Consider the following 16,296-nt stretch of genomic DNA (forward strand, 5'->3'; position numbering starts at 1 on the left):
TCGCAGCCGCTTTCAGTTGAGGTCGCGCGGATACTCCTTGACCTCACTGCGGTCGACGACCACTTCATCTCCCTCATGGGCAGTGATGTGGGTCTCGATCCGCCAGACATCGCGCAGCGCGCGCACGGTCGCCTTCACCGAAAGGCGCGCCTGCCAGTCGCCGCGGCCATAGGACTTTTCCCAGGTGCAGGTGCCGACCGCCGAGTTCGGATCGTCGGGGTGGATGGTGAACCGGTCGACATGCCTCGCCGCAATGGTCATCTGCGTATGTGGATGCCGCACCGTGCCGCCATCATTGACGACCTGATAGACGGTCTCGCCGGTGACCTGGTCCGTCGACACCGAGCGCTGAAAGCCGTCGCCCTTGGCCAGAACCTCCTGCTCCATCGGCACAGCGCTTTCCGGAGCCAGGAAAGCCCCCAGCGTGTCGTCCAGCTTCTGCGGTGGGCGCACCGGCAGGATCAGCCGGCTGTCGCCGCAATGGATCGACAGCGTCGCCTGCTCGGCGGTCGGGAAGACGATGGGCCAATGCGATGTCGCCAGTGCCAGCCGGATACGCTCGCCAACCTCGAAACGCTGCCCGCAGCAGCGCAGCTTGATGCGCACCGTTTCCGCCTGGCCCGGCACCATGGGTGCGATGTCCAGATCATCGTTGCGATGGCTCAGGTTGAGGATGCCATAGCTGATGCGCGAGGCAGCACCTTCAGGGAACACTTGCGACAGCGTGGCGGACAGAAGGGCGACGGGCTTGTCAGAGGAGAGCCTGACCTCGAATTCGGGGAAACCAAGGATCTCGATGGCTTCGGTCAACGGCGCGGTCTCGAAGATCAGGGCATTGCCTTCCTCCGTGCGCTGGTCGACCGGCAAAGTCGGCATGACGCCATAACCGCACCAGGCGCCGGACGACAGGCCGGCCGTCTGCGGCGACGAAATCTCCAGGATCGTATCTTCGCCCCTGGCCTCGCTCAGCACATGCGGCGCAAGGTTCAGCACCTTTTCGCCAACGCCTGGTCCCGGCCACGCCGGCTCCGCCACCCAGCGGCCGGGCCGCTCGTCATAGATCGCCGCCGGCCGTGCGGGGTCCTGAATCCAGGCGCGCAGCATCGGCTCGTCGGCAATGCCGGTGTCGATGCCCTTGAGATATTGATCCCACCAGCGCAGGCACTCCTGCAGGAAGCCGATACGCGGGCCGGGCATGGCGAAGTGCGGATATTTGTGGCCCCAGGGTCCGATCAGGCCCTTGCGAGGACCGCTCAGTTTTTCCAGCATCCGGAAGATCGGATTGGGATAGCCGTCGGCCCAGCCGCCGACGGCATAGACCGGGATTTCGACATCGGAATAGTCCTCGCAGATCGAGCCGTGCTTGTAGAAATCGTCGCGGCGCTGGTGTTCGAACCAGTCCTGCATCCAGATGCCGTTGCCGTTCAGCCGTTGCTCCCAAAGATCGCGCCAGCGATCGCCGACAATGAACGGGTCGGGCGGGGTCATGGCGATGGCCCAGGCGGTGGTTCCCCACATCAGATTGTCGCACATCATGGCGCCGCCGAGATAATGCACGTCATCATTGTAGCGATGATCCGTGGAGCACAGCGAGACAACCGCTTTCAATGCTGGCGGTCGCCGCGCGGCGACCTGAAGCCCGTTGAAGCCGCCCCAGCTGATGCCGATCATGCCGACACTACCCGAGCACCAGGATTGCCGGGCCAGCCATTCGATGACCGCCAGACAGTCATCCTGCTCCTGCTTCAGATACTCACCCTTGCACAATCCCTCGCTGTCGCCTGAGCCGCGCATGTCGACCCGCACGCCGGCATAGCCGTGACCGGCAAAATAGGGATGCGTCAGCGCATCGCGCTCCACCGTTCCGTCGCGCTTGCGGTAGGGCAAATATTCGAGGATCGCCGGCACCGGATCGGCCTCCGCGTCTTCCGGCAGCCAGACACGCGCCGCCAGCTTGACGCCGTCAGGCATCGGAATCCACAAATTCTCGATCTCGCGGATTTTGCGCGGGAAATCGGTGACGACGCGGATATCTTGCATGGCGGCTCCTCTCGACGCCCCGGCCGACAACTTGCGCCGGTGGCGATCCTTATGTGTTCAGCGGGAAATGGCAGGTCAGGCGGCCGTTTCCGACCGCGACCGGGATGGGGACATCCACCGCGCAGCAGCGCTGGGCCTGCGGACAGCGTGTGTGAAATTCGCAGCCTGAAGGGCGCGCCAGCAGGGAGGGAACGTCGGCCGGCAGCGTGATGCGCTGGTGCACCCGATCTGGGTCCGGCTCGGGATTGGCGGACAGAAGGGCCGCCGTATAGGGATGATGCGGCGCGCGGAAGATCGCTTCGGTTTCACCCTGCTCGACGAAGCGCCCGAGATACATCACCGCCATGCGGTCGGCGATCTGGCGCACGACATGCAGATTGTGGGTGATGATCAGCATCGACAGGCCCATTCGGTCGCGCAGGTCGTTGAGCAGGTTCAGCACCTCTCCCTGCACGGAGACGTCGAGGCCGGCGGTCGGCTCGTCGGCGACGACCAGCACCGGGTCCAGAGCGATCGCCCGCGCCACACCGACGCGGCGCGCTTGGCCGCCGGAAAGCTGGTGCGGGTAGCGGTCGGCGAAATCGCGCGGCAGCCCGACCAGCGCAAGAAGCCGTGTGACTTCGGCGTTGAGATCGCGATCGGACAAGCCGTGAATGACGAAAGGCTCAGACAGCAGCGAGCGCACGCTGAGCCGTGGTGACAGCGATCCCACAGGATCCTGGAACATCATCGGCATGCGCCGCCGCACCGGTTTCATGGCGGTGTTAGACAGGCCTTGCAGTTCCTGCCCTTCAAACAGGATCGTGCCCGCCTTCACCGGCTGAAGACCGTTGAGCGTGCGCGCCAGCGTCGTCTTGCCCGAGCCGGATTCGCCGACCAGCGCGAAGGTGCTGCCTCGTTGAAGCGTGAAGCTGACGCCGGAGACCGCTTCGATCTCGGTGGCCCGCCCCGCGAGCCTGGCGGACAGGCCGCCAGCGCGGAACGCGACGCGCAAATCATTGACGCTGAGCAGGTCTTCGGAGCTCATGCGTTCATCGCTCCCAAGGGAATGTCCGCATGCCAGCAGTGGGCGATGTGAGACCCACCGAGGACTGCGCTGGGAGGCGTCGTCAGGCATTGGGCGTCGGCGCGATCGCAGCGCGGCTGGAAGACGCAGCCGCTCGGCCGGCGGCGCAAATCCGGCAAGGTCCCGGCAATGGTCGGCAGGCGAGCAACCCGCTGCGACAGCCGGGCGGGATCGCAAGCCAAAAGCTTCTGCGTGTAGGGATGACGCGCATCGTGGAATATCTCGCGGGTCGTGCCGCTCTCCACTACTTCGCCGGCATACATCACGATCATCTCGTCGCAGAGTTCGGCAATCACGCCCAGATGATGCGAGATGAACAGCACCGAGCAGCCGATGTCGCGCTGCAGATCCTTGAGCAGTTCGATGGTGGCCACCTCCAGCGTCGCATCGAGTGCCGTCGTCGGCTCGTCGGCGATCAGCAGCGCCGGCTCCATCATCAGCGCCATCGCAATGGCGATGCGCTGCTTCATGCCGCCGGAGAACTCGTGTGGAAACTGCGTCAGCCGGCTTCCCGGATCGGGAATGCGAACCTTGCGCAGCATGGCGACGGAGCGTGCATCCTTGTCCCGCTTCGACAGACCCGAGCGATACTGAATGTCGCGCATCTGCCGCCCCACCGACAGCACCGGGTTGAGCGCGCCCATCGGATCCTGGAACACAGTGGCGATCCTGAGGCCACGCAGGCCGCGCATCGCGGTCGGGTCGAGCCGGGCAAGGTCCTTGTCGCCCTCGAAGATGATCTCGCCCGATGTGATTTCACCATTGTCGGCGAGCAGGCCGAGAATGGCGTTGATGAGCGTCGATTTCCCGCAGCCGGATTCGCCGACCACGCCGACGCTGCGGTTGGCCGGCACGCAAAAACTCACCTGCTTCAGCGCCTCCAGTCGCCCGGCCTCGGTGTGGAAGGCGACGCTCAGATCCTTGACCTCGAGAACCGTCATGAGCGTCCCTTCAGCCTGGGATCGAAGAGGTCGCCTAGCGTCTCGCCGAAGAAGGTGAAGCCGAGCGTGGTCAGCACGATCGGCAGGCCGCCGGCAATCACGATCCAGTAGGAATCGCGGATGTTGGCGAAGCCGTCATTGAGGATCGCACCCCAGCTCGGCGTCGGCGGCCGCACGCCGAGCCCGAGGAAGCTCATGCCCGCCTCGATCGCCACCACCACGGGAATGTCCATCGAGATCAGGATCAGGATCGGGCCGATGATGTTGGGCAGGATATGGACACGCAGGATGCGGCCGGCGCTTGCCCCCATCGAGCGCGCCGCCATGACGTGTTCGGCCGATTTGAGCACCAGCGTCTGGGTTCGGATGATGCGCGCATAACCCGGCACATTGACCAGCATCACCACCAGCACCACCGCGTAGAGCGAGGGGCCGAACAGGGTGACCAGCGTCAGCGCCAGCATAACGGTGGGAAAGCTCTTCACGGCGTCGAAGATCAGCAGCAGCACATTGTCGAGCCAGCGCGGCCCATAGCCTGCGATCAGCCCTAGCACGACGCCGACAACCAGCGACACCGCTGTCGCGCCCAGCGCGATCAAAAGCGCGACGCGTCCGCCATAGAGCACCCGGGTGAGAAGATCGCGGCCGAGATGGTCGGTGCCGAGCAGATGCAGGAGGCTCGGCGAAGCGAAGCGTTCGGCCGGCGATATCTTGCTCGGCGCATAGCTGGTCAGGAGGCTGGCGAAGACCGCCGACAGCACCACGACCGTCACCAGCGTCAGGCCGATCGCGCCGAGCGGCTCGCGCATGATGCGGCGCAAGGTGCGCCATATCATGCCGAGACGGAAGCTGCGGGATGGCAGCTCAGTTGAAACTTGATCTGACACGGGGATCCAAGATACCGACGAGGATGTCGGCTGCTACGTTGACGAGAACGAAGAAGACCGTGGTGACCAGCACGGCTCCGGAGACGATGGGATAGTTGCGCACCGAGATCGCCTCATAGACCAGCTTGCCGATGCCGGGACGGGCAAAGACGATTTCGGCGAAGACGGAAGACGACAGCATGTGGCCGATGCCGACGCCGAGCAAGGTGATCGTCGGCAGCACGGCGATGCGGAGGGCGTAGGTGTAGACGATCCTGTGCTCGGTCAGGCCGAAGGCGCGCGCCGTGCGGATATGGCTGGCTTCCAGCGTCTCCAGCATCGAGGCGCGCACCATGCGCGAGATATAGCCGATCCAGCCAAGGCCAACCGCCAGCGACGGCAAGATGAGGTGCTGGAGCTGGCTGGCGAGGTCGCCCGGTTCGCCGGCGCCGATCGCCGGCAGCCATTGCAGGGCGACCGCAAACACCAGCAGCGAATAGATGGCGACGACGAAGGACGGCACGGCGATCATCGCCACCGACAGCACCCCGATCACCTGATCGACAAAGCCGCCGCGCCGCACCGCCGCGATGCAGCCAAGCGGAATGCCGAGCGCCACCGACCACGTGATGCCGCCGACCACCAGCGCCAGCGTGAACGGAAGCTGTTCCATCACCACGTCCAGAACTGGCCGATCTGACAGCACCTCTGTGCCGAGATCGCCGCGCAGGACCGATCCGTAGAAATGTAGGAACTGCCGCCACACCGGCTGATCGAGGCCCATGCGTACGCGCAGCGCCTCCATCATCTCCGGCGTCGCGCGCGGCCCCAGCGCAACGGAGGCCGGGTCGCCGGGAATGAGGTAAACCATGGCGAACATCATCATCATGGCCACGCTGATGATGATGGCGCCAAGCCACAGACGCTTGAGGGCGTAGCGGATCATTTCCAGTACCTGTCGGACGGTCTTTGGCGGGGACGAGCCCCGCCCGCCGATATCATGCGGGTTTGAAGTCGGTGAACACGGGTTCGCCGTTCGGCTTCAGGCCGGCCACAAGCGTATCTCGATTCATGATGCCGGTGACCTCATGCGTCAGGAAAACGTAGTTGCCGTTCTCCTCCATCAGGTCCTGCAGCTTCTTGTAGATGACATCGCGTTTTGCCGGGTCGAGCTCGACCATGCCTTCGGCATTGAGCTTGTCGAATTCCTCGCTGGAAAACCGCTCCCAGTTCCAGACACCGATCTGGTCGCGGGTAAACCAGGCAGTGGCCCAGCTCGGATCCGGCTGCATGGAGAAGCGGCTGATGATCATCTGCAGCTTTTTGTAGTAGTCGCCTTCCTTGGCGCCCAGCGTCCAGAAGGTGCCGCTGTCGTTCTGCTTGATCTCCACAGTGAGGCCGACATCCTGCAGGTTCGACTGCACGACCTGCGCCGCGGTCAGGCGCTCGGTCTTGTTGAGGATGTCGAGCGTGATCGTCGCGCCGGCCAGTCCTTCCTTGGCGATCATGTCGCGGGCGCGGTCCGGATCGAAATCGAACAGGTTCTTCTCGCGATGGCCGGGCAGGCCGGGCGCGATGATGCCGGTGGCGGTGGCGGCGGCGCCGAAATAGGCGGCATCGACCACCGCCTTGCGGTCCACGGCGTACTGAACCGCGCGGCGCATGTTCGGATTGTTGAAAGGCGCGACATCCTGGTTCATGCCAAGCCAGACAAAGGCCAGCGACGGCTTCTCGACCACGGTCGTCTTTGGCGGCGGTGTCTGCTTCAGGCGCGAGATCGAGGAGACCGCGGTCCAGGTGTAATCCAGGTCGCCGGCCTCATAGCCGAGTTCGGCGGTCTTCTCATCCTCGATCGGATGGATGTGGATCTCCGCGAAGGCACCTTGCTCGTACTTCCAGTCGGGATTGCGCACCAGCACCGTGCGCTGCTTGGGCAGCCATTCCTTCAGGATGTAGGGCCCCGACTGGGCCACCGGCTTGACACCCATCTTGCCACCGAGCTCGGTGATGGCGCGCTTCGACAGGATGGTGCCGGAAGGCGTCGGCAAGGTCGACGTCCACAGCGGCGCGAAGGCCTGCTTCAGGTGGATCAGCCCCGACAGCTTGTCCTTGACTTCGACCTCTTTGAGCGTCGCCCAGTCGCCGGAGTAGGGGCTCTTGTTGGCGGGATCGGCGATGCGTTCGATCGAAAACTTGACGTCTTCGGCCGTCATCTGGCCGTAGCCATCGGTGAAGCCGATATTGTCGCGCAGCTGGAAGGCGACGGTCAGCGGATCGAGCTGCTTGATCGTCTCCGCCGCCATCGGCCGCCAGCCCCAGCTGTCGCCCGGCGTGGTGACGACGAGGCCGGCGAAGATGACGCTGGTGATGTCGCCTTCGGGTGCCGCCAGCCGGAAGCAAGGGTCGAGCGTCTGGATGTCGGCGTAGGAGCGCACCTTGAGGATCGGCCCGTCGCTCGACCAGGAAACTTTTGGATTGACCATTGAGGCGAGGCCGAAAGCGCCGGCTCCGGCGAGCAGGCTGCGGCGCGAAACCCTGGTGTCGGCTAGAATGGACATGCTCTACCCCTCTGCTGTTTTCGTTGTCTTGTTTCCGGCCGTTGGCCATTCTCCAAGCCGGGCCGAATGTGTCTGTCAGCTAAAACTGCTAATAATAGACATGTATGTCTAGCGAAAATTTTGCCGGCATGTCCGAATCTTGAATACGGACGATCTTGCGGGAAATATCGACATCTGTTCCGACCGCGCCAGCGCGTCGGCTTGGGCCCTACGCGGGCTAAATGTGATCGCCCACACGGCGCGGCTTGGCCCGCCATTCGGTGGGGCCTGGATCAAGAGCTGTAGCGGACATGCGCCTCTCCGCGGCCGATCACTTCCAGATTTCGGCCGCCAGGCGCACGAAATTGCCGCCCAGGACGTTGCGCACGGTCTGCTCGGACTGGCCGCGGCGCAGAAGCACATCGGTCAGTTCGCTCATCTGGCCGGGAGCCGCGTAGGTCGTCGCCCCTTCCGGATACTCGCTCCTGGGCCAGAATTGCGGGTTGTCGGAAATGATACGGTCGATGCCTTTGATGTCGACGGGGAAGGCGTAGTCCAGCCCGATGCCGACATGATCTGGGCCAGCCAGATCGACAAGATATTCGATGTGGTCGGCCAACCTGTCCGAGTCCGTGCGTCCCTCTCCCAGGAAACGATTGAGCCCGACGATCGCGACGATGCCGCCGGTGCGCGCGCAGGCCTTTATCTGCTCGTCGGTGATGTTGCGGCCATGGCCGCACAAGGCCTTGGCGTTGGAGTGCGAGAAGATCACCGGCCGGTTGGAATATTCCATCACCTCCATCGAGGTGCGATAGCCGGTGTGGGTGACGTCGACGAACATGCCGAGACGGTTCATCTCGTCGATGACCTGGCGGCCGAACGCCGTCAGGCTGGTCTCGACATCGTGGCAACCGCCGCCGGCGAGGTTGTTCCTGTTGTAGGCAAACAAGATCTGGCGCACACCCAGATGGTGATAGAACTCCACCATTTCGATGCGGCCGTCGAGCGCGTTCATGCCCTCGACGTCGAAGGTGATTGCCAGTTTGCCCTCAAGCTTTGCCTTGCGGATTTCCTCTACCGAGGAGACCAGCGTGTAGTGCTCGGGATTGGCAAGGATCCAGTGGCGGAAATTTGCGAGCGTCCGCACTGTCTGCTCCCAGGGCAACAGGTCGAAGCCGACATCAATCGACAGATAGTCGATGCCGGCGTCGCGCCAGATCTGCAGATTGTTCAGGTCCGCAGCCGGGTCCGGCATGAAGCCGGAATGCGCGTCCCATATGATTTCACTGTCGAAAATGGCCTTGGCGGCAGTCGAAACGCTCACTTTTTTCTCACTCTCTTGGCAACGCCAACACGACGGAAGGCCGGATCAAGCGGCGTTCCGGACGTGTGATCCAGATGCAGTACGCATCAAGTATCAGGCCACAGACACATGTGTCTATACAGCTCCGAACGGGCCTGTATGGTCGCCGTCGCTGCATGTCGCTCCGATCGGACCATCGGCAAAAGGGAGAACAAAGATGAGTTCAAACGGAAGCCATGGCGGGAGCGATAGCAGGCACATCGCGGTAATCGGCGGCGGCATCATCGGCTGCAGCGCGGCTTTCCATCTGCTGCGGTCCGGCGTGCGCCGGGTGACGGTCATCGATGCGGGTCAGCCGGGTGCCGCGACCACCAGCGCCGGCGCGGGATTTGTCTCGCATTGGTCCGCCGGCATGATTCCGCTTGGCGAAGAGGGTCTTCAGCTGCAGCAATATGGCCTCGATTTCTATCGCCGGCTGCACGAGGTCGGCGTCGAGATCGGCTATCGGCCGAACGGCACCTTGATCATGGCGCTGACCGAGGACGGGCGCGAGCGTTTTGTCCGCCCGGTGCTGGACTCTTCCTATGCCCCGACGGAAATGCAGGATCTGAACGCCGCGCAGATCGGCCAGAAGATGCAAGGTCTCATCGATCCGGCGCGGGTCCATTCGGCGGCCTACAATCCGCATGGCATCCAGCTCGACACCAAGCTGGCAATGGGTGTGCTGACCGGCCAGATCAGCGAGCTGGGCGGCGTATTCCGCAGCAACACACGCGTGACGGCCGTCCATGATGCCGACGACCGGGTGGCGATCGAGACCGATCAGGGCAGCCTTGAGGCTGACGGCGTGATCGTTGCCGCTGGCGCATGGGACAACCAGATCATATCGGGCCTCGGCTGGAAGTTGCCGCTGCTGCGGGTCGTCGCGACACGCATCGTCACCGATGATCGCGGGCTGCCGTCGACCATCCCCACCGTCCAGTGCCGCGAATTGCGGCTGTGGCTGCGCGAGACATTCGGGGCCGTCATGTGGGGAACCGGCCGGCACTACAAACCCCTGTACAAAACAAATGACAGCGAAATCGAACCCGGCCAACCGCACAATCTCGAACTGATGCAGGAGACATTCGAGCAGGAGCTTGCCGAGCTGCAGACGGTGTTCCCGCCGCTGCGCGGTTCGACGATCGCGAGTTGGGCGCAAGGTGTGCCGTGCTACACGCCCGACAACGGTCTTATCGTCGGCAAGGTCCCCGGCAGCGACAATATCGTGGTCGTCGGCGGCGATAATGAGAGCGGCGTCACCCATGGGCCGGGTCTTGGCCGGCTCTCCTGCGAACTGGTCCTCGGGCAGACCCCATTCGTTTCCGCGGAGCGGTTCCGTGTCGATCGCTACGCCTCCGATGCCTTCAAGTCGGAAGCAGAGATCGAGGCCGCCATGCCGGCCTGGGGCGCGCGTCATGAGGCGTCGCGATTTGGCCGCGAGGCTTGATGTCAGCAGTCGTCGACGCTGCCGAGCAGCGCCTGCGCCACCGCCCTGACCACCGGGCCGGCATTCTTCCTCGTGACGATGTGGAAGGAGCCGGCGTGACGACGCGAGGTCTTCGTCAGCCGGACGAGCTGGCCGCGGCGCAGATGCTCGTCGGCAAACCCGGCCCAGGCGAGCGCGGCGCCGCGCCCGGCGATGGTTTCGTGGATCATCGACATGTAGCCCGTGAACCGAGGTCCATCGAGTTTCCGGTCGGTTCCGATCCACGATTGCCAGCTGTCGATCGCGCCCGGCGGCGTCACCTGATGCAGCAGCGGCACTGCTATGAAAGCCTCTGGGTCTTCCGAGGCGAGCGCCGGATAACGCGCCAGGAACGCCGGTGCGCAGACCGGGAACCATTCACCGTCGAGCAGTTTTTCGGTCACGAATTCGGACCATTGCCCGGCTTCGCCGAAGCGGATCGACAGCGCCACTTCAGGCTGGTCGAAATCCCTGTAGTCGGTGGATGTCTGCAGCAGCACCCGGCCATCGGCAACCTGCGATGTGATGAGGCCGAAGCGCGGCATCAGCCATGCCTGCGCGAAGTCGTGGCTGCAGCCGACCACGAATGTATCGCTGTCGTGCGCGGTCAAATCCTCGACCGCTTGCCTGATGGTGCCGAGACCCTCGCGGATCGCTTCGGCTAGCGTGTTGCCGGCCCCGGTGACGGCGACGCGGTTGCCTTTGCGCGCGAACAGCTCGACCGACAGCTGGCGCTCGAGATTGGCGACGTGCCTGCTGACCGCCGATTGGGCGATGTTCAGCTCCTGAGCGGCCAACGTCAGCCCGCCATGCCTGGCGGCAGCCTCGAAGACGACCATGGCGTTCAGCAGGGGAAGCGATGTCTTGAGGGTTTTCACAATCCAAACCTGCCTTCATGCCTTTTCGATATGAAGGTCTATCATTTCTGTGTTTGCCGCAAGCCTTTCCGCATCGCACATTCCTATCGAAACGTCATCCTAACGCCAGCGAGCAGAAAGGTGTTGCAGTGCAGGCCTATACACCGAACAGCCAGCCTATCGACAGAAGCGAGACCGTCAGGCTGATCGACCGGCAACGTCCGGACTGGTCGCTGGAACAGGCCTTTTATGCCGACCCTACGATCTTCGCGCTGGAACGTGACTTGTGGTTTCCGCGCCAATGGATGCTTGTCGCCCATGCCAGCGAGGTCCCTGAAAAGGGCCGCTACATCGTGCGCCAGCTGTTCGACGAAGAGATCATCGTCGTGCGCTTCGGCGATGGCGAGGAGGACATCGCGGCCTACTACAATGTCTGCACCCATCGCGGCTCGCGGCTCTGCGCCAAGGATGGTCGCGGCAAGCTTCTGGTCTGCCCATATCATGCCTGGTCGTTCAGGCTGACCGGCAAATTGCAGTCGCGGCAGGACCTTCCTACAAGCGCCGATCCGGAAACGCTCGGCCTGCACCGGGTGCCCTGCAAGAGTTTCGGCGGCCTGGTATTCTGCGGCCTCGATGCCAAGTCGTTGCCCGACATCCAGCCTGTCGCGGACGGGCTGACCGGTGGCTTGCGCGAGAACGGCCTCGACCGCGCACGCATCGTTGCGCGCAGGAATTACCTGACCAAGGCGAACTGGAAGCTGGTGCTCGAGAACTTCCTTGAATGCTATCACTGCCGTCCGGCTCACCCCGAATATTACCGCGTCAACGGTCATGTCAAAGTGACCGCGACCCGCGATGCCGACAAGGCGGTCGAGTGGCAGAACGAAATCGAGGCCTGGCACAGCGTCATCGGCGATGCCGAGTTCCACAAGGGCGCGTGGCAGGCTGGCGACCTGGACACGATGCCGTTCGCCATGCACCGCAAGCCGATCGGCTCCGGCCGTAACACGCTGTCCAATACGGGCGAGGGGGTCTCGTGCCTGATGGGTGGTCGTCGTGCCTATGATGGCGGCGAAAGCGGCTTTCGCCTCGGACGCCTGTCGTTTGCAAGTGCTGCCAATGACTATGTCACGCTGTTCCAGATGATACCGCGCAACGCCATGGAAACAGACGTCATCCTGACTTGGCTCGTCGACAAGGATGCCGATAACGACGTCGACGCCGATGCGATCAGCTGGATGTGGGACATCACCACGGTGCAGGACAAGAAGATCACCGAAGACAATGCCGACGGCATCATGTCGCGCGCCTACCGGCCGGGGCCCTATACGCCGCTGGAAAGCCAGACCTCGTTCTTCGTGCAGACCTATCTGTCGGAACTGCGCTCGCTGATCACCGGCACGCGCGGCGCGACCGTCAGCCAATGGTCTGCGCCGAAGGAACTTTTCGCTTCGCCGAAAGCGGCGAGTTGCAACACGCGCCTCTGACCCGCGGCCGAAGATGCCTCTTTGAGGCGTCGCATTCCGATGCCATATGAAGGGGGGCCGACGGAATGTTGCGGGAGAGACAGTTTATGACCAAAGGTTCGGATCTGTTCGTCGCGGCCCTCGAGAACGAAGGGGTCGAACGGATTTTCGGCATTCCGGGCGAAGAAAATCTCGATATCGTCGAATCCATCCGCCGCTCCTCGATCCAGTTGATCCTGACCCGTCACGAGCAGGCAGCCGCTTTCATGGCCGCCACCTATGGCAGGCTTACCGGCAAGCCGGGTGTGTGTATCACCACGCTTGGCCCAGGCGCGCTCAACCTTTCGACCGGTTCGGCCTATGCGCTGCTCGGCGCGATGCCGATGATCATGATCACCGGCCAGAAGGGCATCCTGTCATCCCGGCAGGCGCGCTTTCAGATCGTCGACATCGTCGCGGCGATGAAGCCGCTGACCAAGCTGTCGCGCCAGATCGTCTCGCCGAAGATGATCCCCTCGCTGGTGCGCGAAGCTTTCCGTGTCGCCCAGGAAGAGCGTCCCGGTCCCGTACATCTGGAACTGCCGGAAGACATTGCGGCGGCCGAGTGCGAACCGATCGCGCTGGTGCCGACGCACCCGGTCGAACTGCCGCTGGCCAGTCCAGGCGCGCTTGATCGCGCCGCCCGTATGATCCTGGAAGCCAGGCGCCCGCTGCTGATGTTCGGCGCGGCGGCGTCGCGACCGCGCGTGACCCCCGACGTCGCGCAGTTCGTGCTGCGGACGCAAATTCCCTATTTCACCACGCAGATGGGCAAGGGCACCGTGCCCGGCGGCACGGAGCTCTATATGGGAACGGCAGCCCTTTCGGAGCGCGACTACGTGCACGAGGCCATCGAGCAGGCCGATCTGATCATCACCATCGGTCACGACACCGTGGAGAAGCCGCCCTTCATCATGGGGGCGAAGGGGCCGAAGGTCATTCATGTCGGCTACCAATCAGCCGATGTCGAGCAGGTCTATTTCCCGCAAGCCGAAATCGTCGGCGACCTCGGCCCTTCGCTGGCGCTGCTGGCCGACCGCATCGAGGGCAAGATCCCCAACGCGCAGGTCCTGCTGCCGCTGCGGGAAGGCATTCTGAGCCGGATCGCCGCGCGGGCCACCGAAGATCGCTTCACGCCGCAGCGCATCGTGCACGACGTGCGCGCCGTGATGCCGGCCGACGGGATCCTCGCCCTCGACAACGGCATGTACAAGATCTGGTTCGCGCGCAACTACCGGACGCGCATGGCAAACACGATCCTGCTCGACAATGCGCTGGCCACCATGGGCGCGGGCTTGCCGTCGGCGATGATGGCGGCACTGCTCTATCCGCAGCGCCGTGTCATGGCCATCTGCGGCGATGGCGGCTTCATGATGAACAGCCAGGAATTGGAGACCGCCGTCAGGCTCAAGCTCAACCTCGTCGTCCTGCTGCTCGAGGACCATGCCTATGGCATGATCCGCTGGAAGCAGGCGGTTGACGAATTTCCGGATTTCGGCATGACCTTCGGAAATCCCGATTTCGTCAAGTATGCCGAGGCTTATGGCGCCAAGGGAACCAGGGTTGCAGAGATCGCCGACTTGCGGCCGGCGCTGGAACAGGCCTTCACCGGCGGCGGCGTGCATCTCGTCGTTGTGCCTATCGACTATTCCGAAAACACCAGGGTGCTCGTCGACGAATTGCGCGAGCGTCTGCCTGCGCCGCAGACGCCCTGACGGCAGCGACAAAGCCGCCGTCAGGATTGCTTGGGCGGAAGACCCTACACCTTGCAGTAAGGCGTTACCGGCGCGATGGTGCCGAAATCCTTAGCGATCTCGTAGCCGATGCCGTCGGCCGCCGCCTTGCCTACATAGGAATGGCAGAGTGTGTGGTTGTTGGTGGCGTCGACGCGGATCTTGCCTTGCGGTGCGTCGAACTCGATCGACGGCAGCGCGGCCAATACATCGTCGTCCTTCAGCGATCCCGCCTTCTCCGCGGCCAGCGCGTAGAGATGCAGGCCGTTGTAGCCGGCCTCCCCGATGCCGTTGACCATCTTCTCCTGGCCGAATTTCTCACGGAAGCTGGAGATGAACTTTTTGTTGACCGGATTGTCCAGCGCCATCCAGTAGGGCTGCGGCGCATAGGTGCCGGCCGCAACGCCGGGCGGCAGCGCGTCCTTGTTGAAGACCTCGTCGAGCGGGGCGATCAGCGGCTGCTTGATGTCGAAGCTGCGATACTGCTTGAGCTGGGTGACGGCGTCGTTGCCGACCACCATCGACCAGACGACATCGGGCTTCAGCGACTTGATCTTCTGGAAGGCCGGGCCGAAATCTGTGGTCCCGAACGGATAGTAATCGGCGCCGATGATCTTGCCGCCGGCCTTCTCATAGGCCGCCGTGATCGCCTCGGTCATCTTCTGCGGCCAGGCATAGTCCGAAGCCATGACATAGATCGTCTTGCCGAGGTTCTCTGCCACCCATGGCATCATCGGGTCGACCTGCTGCATCGGGATCGGGCCGGTGGCGACGAAGTAGCGGTTGCATTCGCCGCCTTCGAAATTGGTCGGGTAGAAGAACAGCTTCTTGGCCTTCGAGGTGACCGACAGCGTGGCGCTGCGCTCAGGCGAAATGATCGTGCCCATGATCACGTCGACCTTGTCTTCGTTGATGAGCTTGCGCGCCTTGTCGATGGAGCCCTTGGTCGTGGTCTGGTTGTCCTCGATGATGAGTTCGACCTGGCGCCCGCCAATGCCGTTGGCGGCGTTGAGTTCGGCGGCGGCGAGCTTGTAGCAATTGAGCAACGTCTCGCCGAGGATCGCCTGCAGTCCGGTGATCGGGATCGACAGGCCGACCTTGACGGTGTCGGCGGCGCGCAGGATCGACGGCGCGCCGACTATGGCGAAGGCGGCGGCAGCGCCGCCCGATTTCAAGACAGTTCTTCTGCTTATCATTGTTGTGTTCCCTTCCAGTCCCAGGCGCGCCCCATGCACGCCTTACAAAGCCAACAGGTCCTTCAGCAGGGTCTCGTCGGCGAAGGTCTCAGGCGCACCTTCGTGGACGATCCTGCCCTTCTCCATCACCAGGCAGCGGTCCGATGCCTTGAGAACGAGATCGAGATTCTGCTCGACAAGAATGATCGCGATGCCGCGCTCGCGGGCGATGCGCGGCACCAGTTCGGCGATCGACTGCACGATGTTCGGCTGGATGCCTTCCGAGGGCTCGTCGAGCAGCAGCACCGAGGGCAGGCCGCAGAGCGCGCGGCCGATCGCCAGCATTTGCTGCTGGCCGCCCGAAAGCGTGCCGGCGACCTGCGCTTCGCGTTCGCGCAGGATTGGAAAATAGCCGAAGATGTCGGCCGGAATGCCGCCGTCGCCACGGTCCTTGGCAGCGCGGGTGCCGACCTCCAGGTTTTGCCGCACCGTCAGCTGGTTAAAGATCCCGCGCCCCTGCGGCACATGCGCGATGCCTGCGCGCGCACGGCGGAAAGCCGGCGCGTTGGTGAGATCCTTGTCTCCGAGAACCACCGCCCCGCCGCTTGCCCGCAAGCCGCCGGAGATGACGCGCAGCAGCGTTGTCTTGCCTGCGCCGTTACGGCCGAGCAAGCCCACGACTTCGCCCAGCGCGACGCTGAGGTCGATGCCGTTCAGCACGGGGAGCAGACCGTAGCCGGCCGACACCGCCATTGTTCGCAGCATG

At 63.6% G+C, this 16,296-nt stretch carries 13 protein-coding genes; 3 read left to right on the plus strand and 10 right to left on the minus strand.

Annotation, left to right across the window (positions count from 1 at the left end):
- Positions 1 to 12: 12 nt before the first annotated feature.
- The 7 genes from NKJ00_RS01775 to NKJ00_RS01805 all read right to left on the minus strand — a co-directional run bounded on the left by NKJ00_RS01775 (position 13) and on the right by NKJ00_RS01805 (position 8,774).
- Complete coding sequence (locus NKJ00_RS01775) at positions 13 to 2,040, minus strand: CocE/NonD family hydrolase (RefSeq protein WP_352628483.1); 2,028 nt, start codon at positions 2,038 to 2,040, stop codon at positions 13 to 15.
- Positions 2,041 to 2,089: 49 nt separating this feature from the next.
- Positions 2,090 to 3,067, minus strand: a complete 978-nt coding sequence (locus NKJ00_RS01780; protein WP_023808849.1) for an ABC transporter ATP-binding protein — start codon at positions 3,065 to 3,067, stop codon at positions 2,090 to 2,092.
- Positions 3,064 to 4,047 carry an ABC transporter ATP-binding protein gene (locus NKJ00_RS01785; RefSeq protein WP_023808848.1) on the minus strand — a complete coding sequence of 328 codons (984 nt, stop codon included), beginning with the start codon at positions 4,045 to 4,047 and terminating at the stop codon, positions 3,064 to 3,066. The genes NKJ00_RS01780 and NKJ00_RS01785 overlap by 4 nt, the downstream gene beginning before the upstream one ends.
- A complete protein-coding gene (locus NKJ00_RS01790; protein WP_352628486.1) occupies positions 4,044 to 4,883 on the minus strand; it encodes an ABC transporter permease in 840 nt (279 codons plus the stop codon). Before NKJ00_RS01790 ends, NKJ00_RS01785 begins: the two co-directional genes overlap by 4 nt.
- A gap of 28 nt (positions 4,884 to 4,911) precedes the next feature.
- Positions 4,912 to 5,859: an ABC transporter permease gene (locus tag NKJ00_RS01795; RefSeq protein ID WP_352440076.1), complete on the minus strand. Its 948-nt coding sequence runs from the start codon at positions 5,857 to 5,859 to the stop codon at positions 4,912 to 4,914.
- Positions 5,860 to 5,911: 52 nt separating this feature from the next.
- The gene (locus NKJ00_RS01800) at positions 5,912 to 7,471 is read right to left on the minus strand and encodes an ABC transporter substrate-binding protein (RefSeq protein ID WP_023808845.1); all 1,560 of its coding nucleotides are present in this window, start codon (positions 7,469 to 7,471) and stop codon (positions 5,912 to 5,914) included.
- A 310-nt stretch (positions 7,472 to 7,781) separates the two neighbouring features.
- Positions 7,782 to 8,774, minus strand: coding sequence for a dipeptidase (locus NKJ00_RS01805; RefSeq protein ID WP_023808844.1), 993 nt, complete (start codon positions 8,772 to 8,774; stop codon positions 7,782 to 7,784).
- 196 nt (positions 8,775 to 8,970) lie between these two features.
- Between NKJ00_RS01805 and NKJ00_RS01810 the strand changes: the two genes are divergently transcribed.
- Positions 8,971 to 10,242 carry an NAD(P)/FAD-dependent oxidoreductase gene (locus NKJ00_RS01810; RefSeq protein WP_023808843.1) on the plus strand — a complete coding sequence of 424 codons (1,272 nt, stop codon included), beginning with the start codon at positions 8,971 to 8,973 and terminating at the stop codon, positions 10,240 to 10,242.
- Positions 10,243 to 10,244: 2 nt separating this feature from the next.
- On the opposite strand, the gene NKJ00_RS01815 is transcribed toward NKJ00_RS01810, so the two are convergent.
- The gene (locus tag NKJ00_RS01815; RefSeq protein ID WP_352440074.1) at positions 10,245 to 11,138 is read right to left on the minus strand and encodes a LysR family transcriptional regulator; all 894 of its coding nucleotides are present in this window, start codon (positions 11,136 to 11,138) and stop codon (positions 10,245 to 10,247) included.
- A gap of 128 nt (positions 11,139 to 11,266) precedes the next feature.
- Between NKJ00_RS01815 and NKJ00_RS01820 the strand changes: the two genes are divergently transcribed.
- Together NKJ00_RS01820 and NKJ00_RS01825 are read left to right on the plus strand one after the other, a co-directional pair.
- Positions 11,267 to 12,604, plus strand: a complete 1,338-nt coding sequence (locus NKJ00_RS01820) for an aromatic ring-hydroxylating oxygenase subunit alpha (RefSeq protein ID WP_023808841.1) — start codon at positions 11,267 to 11,269, stop codon at positions 12,602 to 12,604.
- Between the two features lie 86 nt (positions 12,605 to 12,690).
- Entirely contained in the window at positions 12,691 to 14,337 is a 1,647-nt protein-coding gene (locus NKJ00_RS01825) for an acetolactate synthase large subunit (protein WP_128302363.1), read from the plus strand.
- Positions 14,338 to 14,381: 44 nt separating this feature from the next.
- Here NKJ00_RS01825 and NKJ00_RS01830 read toward each other — a convergent pair whose 3' ends face one another.
- Positions 14,382 to 15,551 carry a substrate-binding protein gene (locus NKJ00_RS01830; RefSeq protein ID WP_023808839.1) on the minus strand — a complete coding sequence of 390 codons (1,170 nt, stop codon included), beginning with the start codon at positions 15,549 to 15,551 and terminating at the stop codon, positions 14,382 to 14,384.
- Positions 15,552 to 15,593: 42 nt separating this feature from the next.
- Positions 15,594 to 16,295 carry an ABC transporter ATP-binding protein gene (locus NKJ00_RS01835; RefSeq protein WP_023808838.1) on the minus strand — a complete coding sequence of 234 codons (702 nt, stop codon included), beginning with the start codon at positions 16,293 to 16,295 and terminating at the stop codon, positions 15,594 to 15,596.
- Between the last annotated feature and the right edge of the window lies 1 nt (position 16,296).

Source organism: Mesorhizobium sp. M0227, from assembly GCF_040321855.1.
GTDB lineage: Bacteria > Pseudomonadota > Alphaproteobacteria > Rhizobiales > Rhizobiaceae > Mesorhizobium.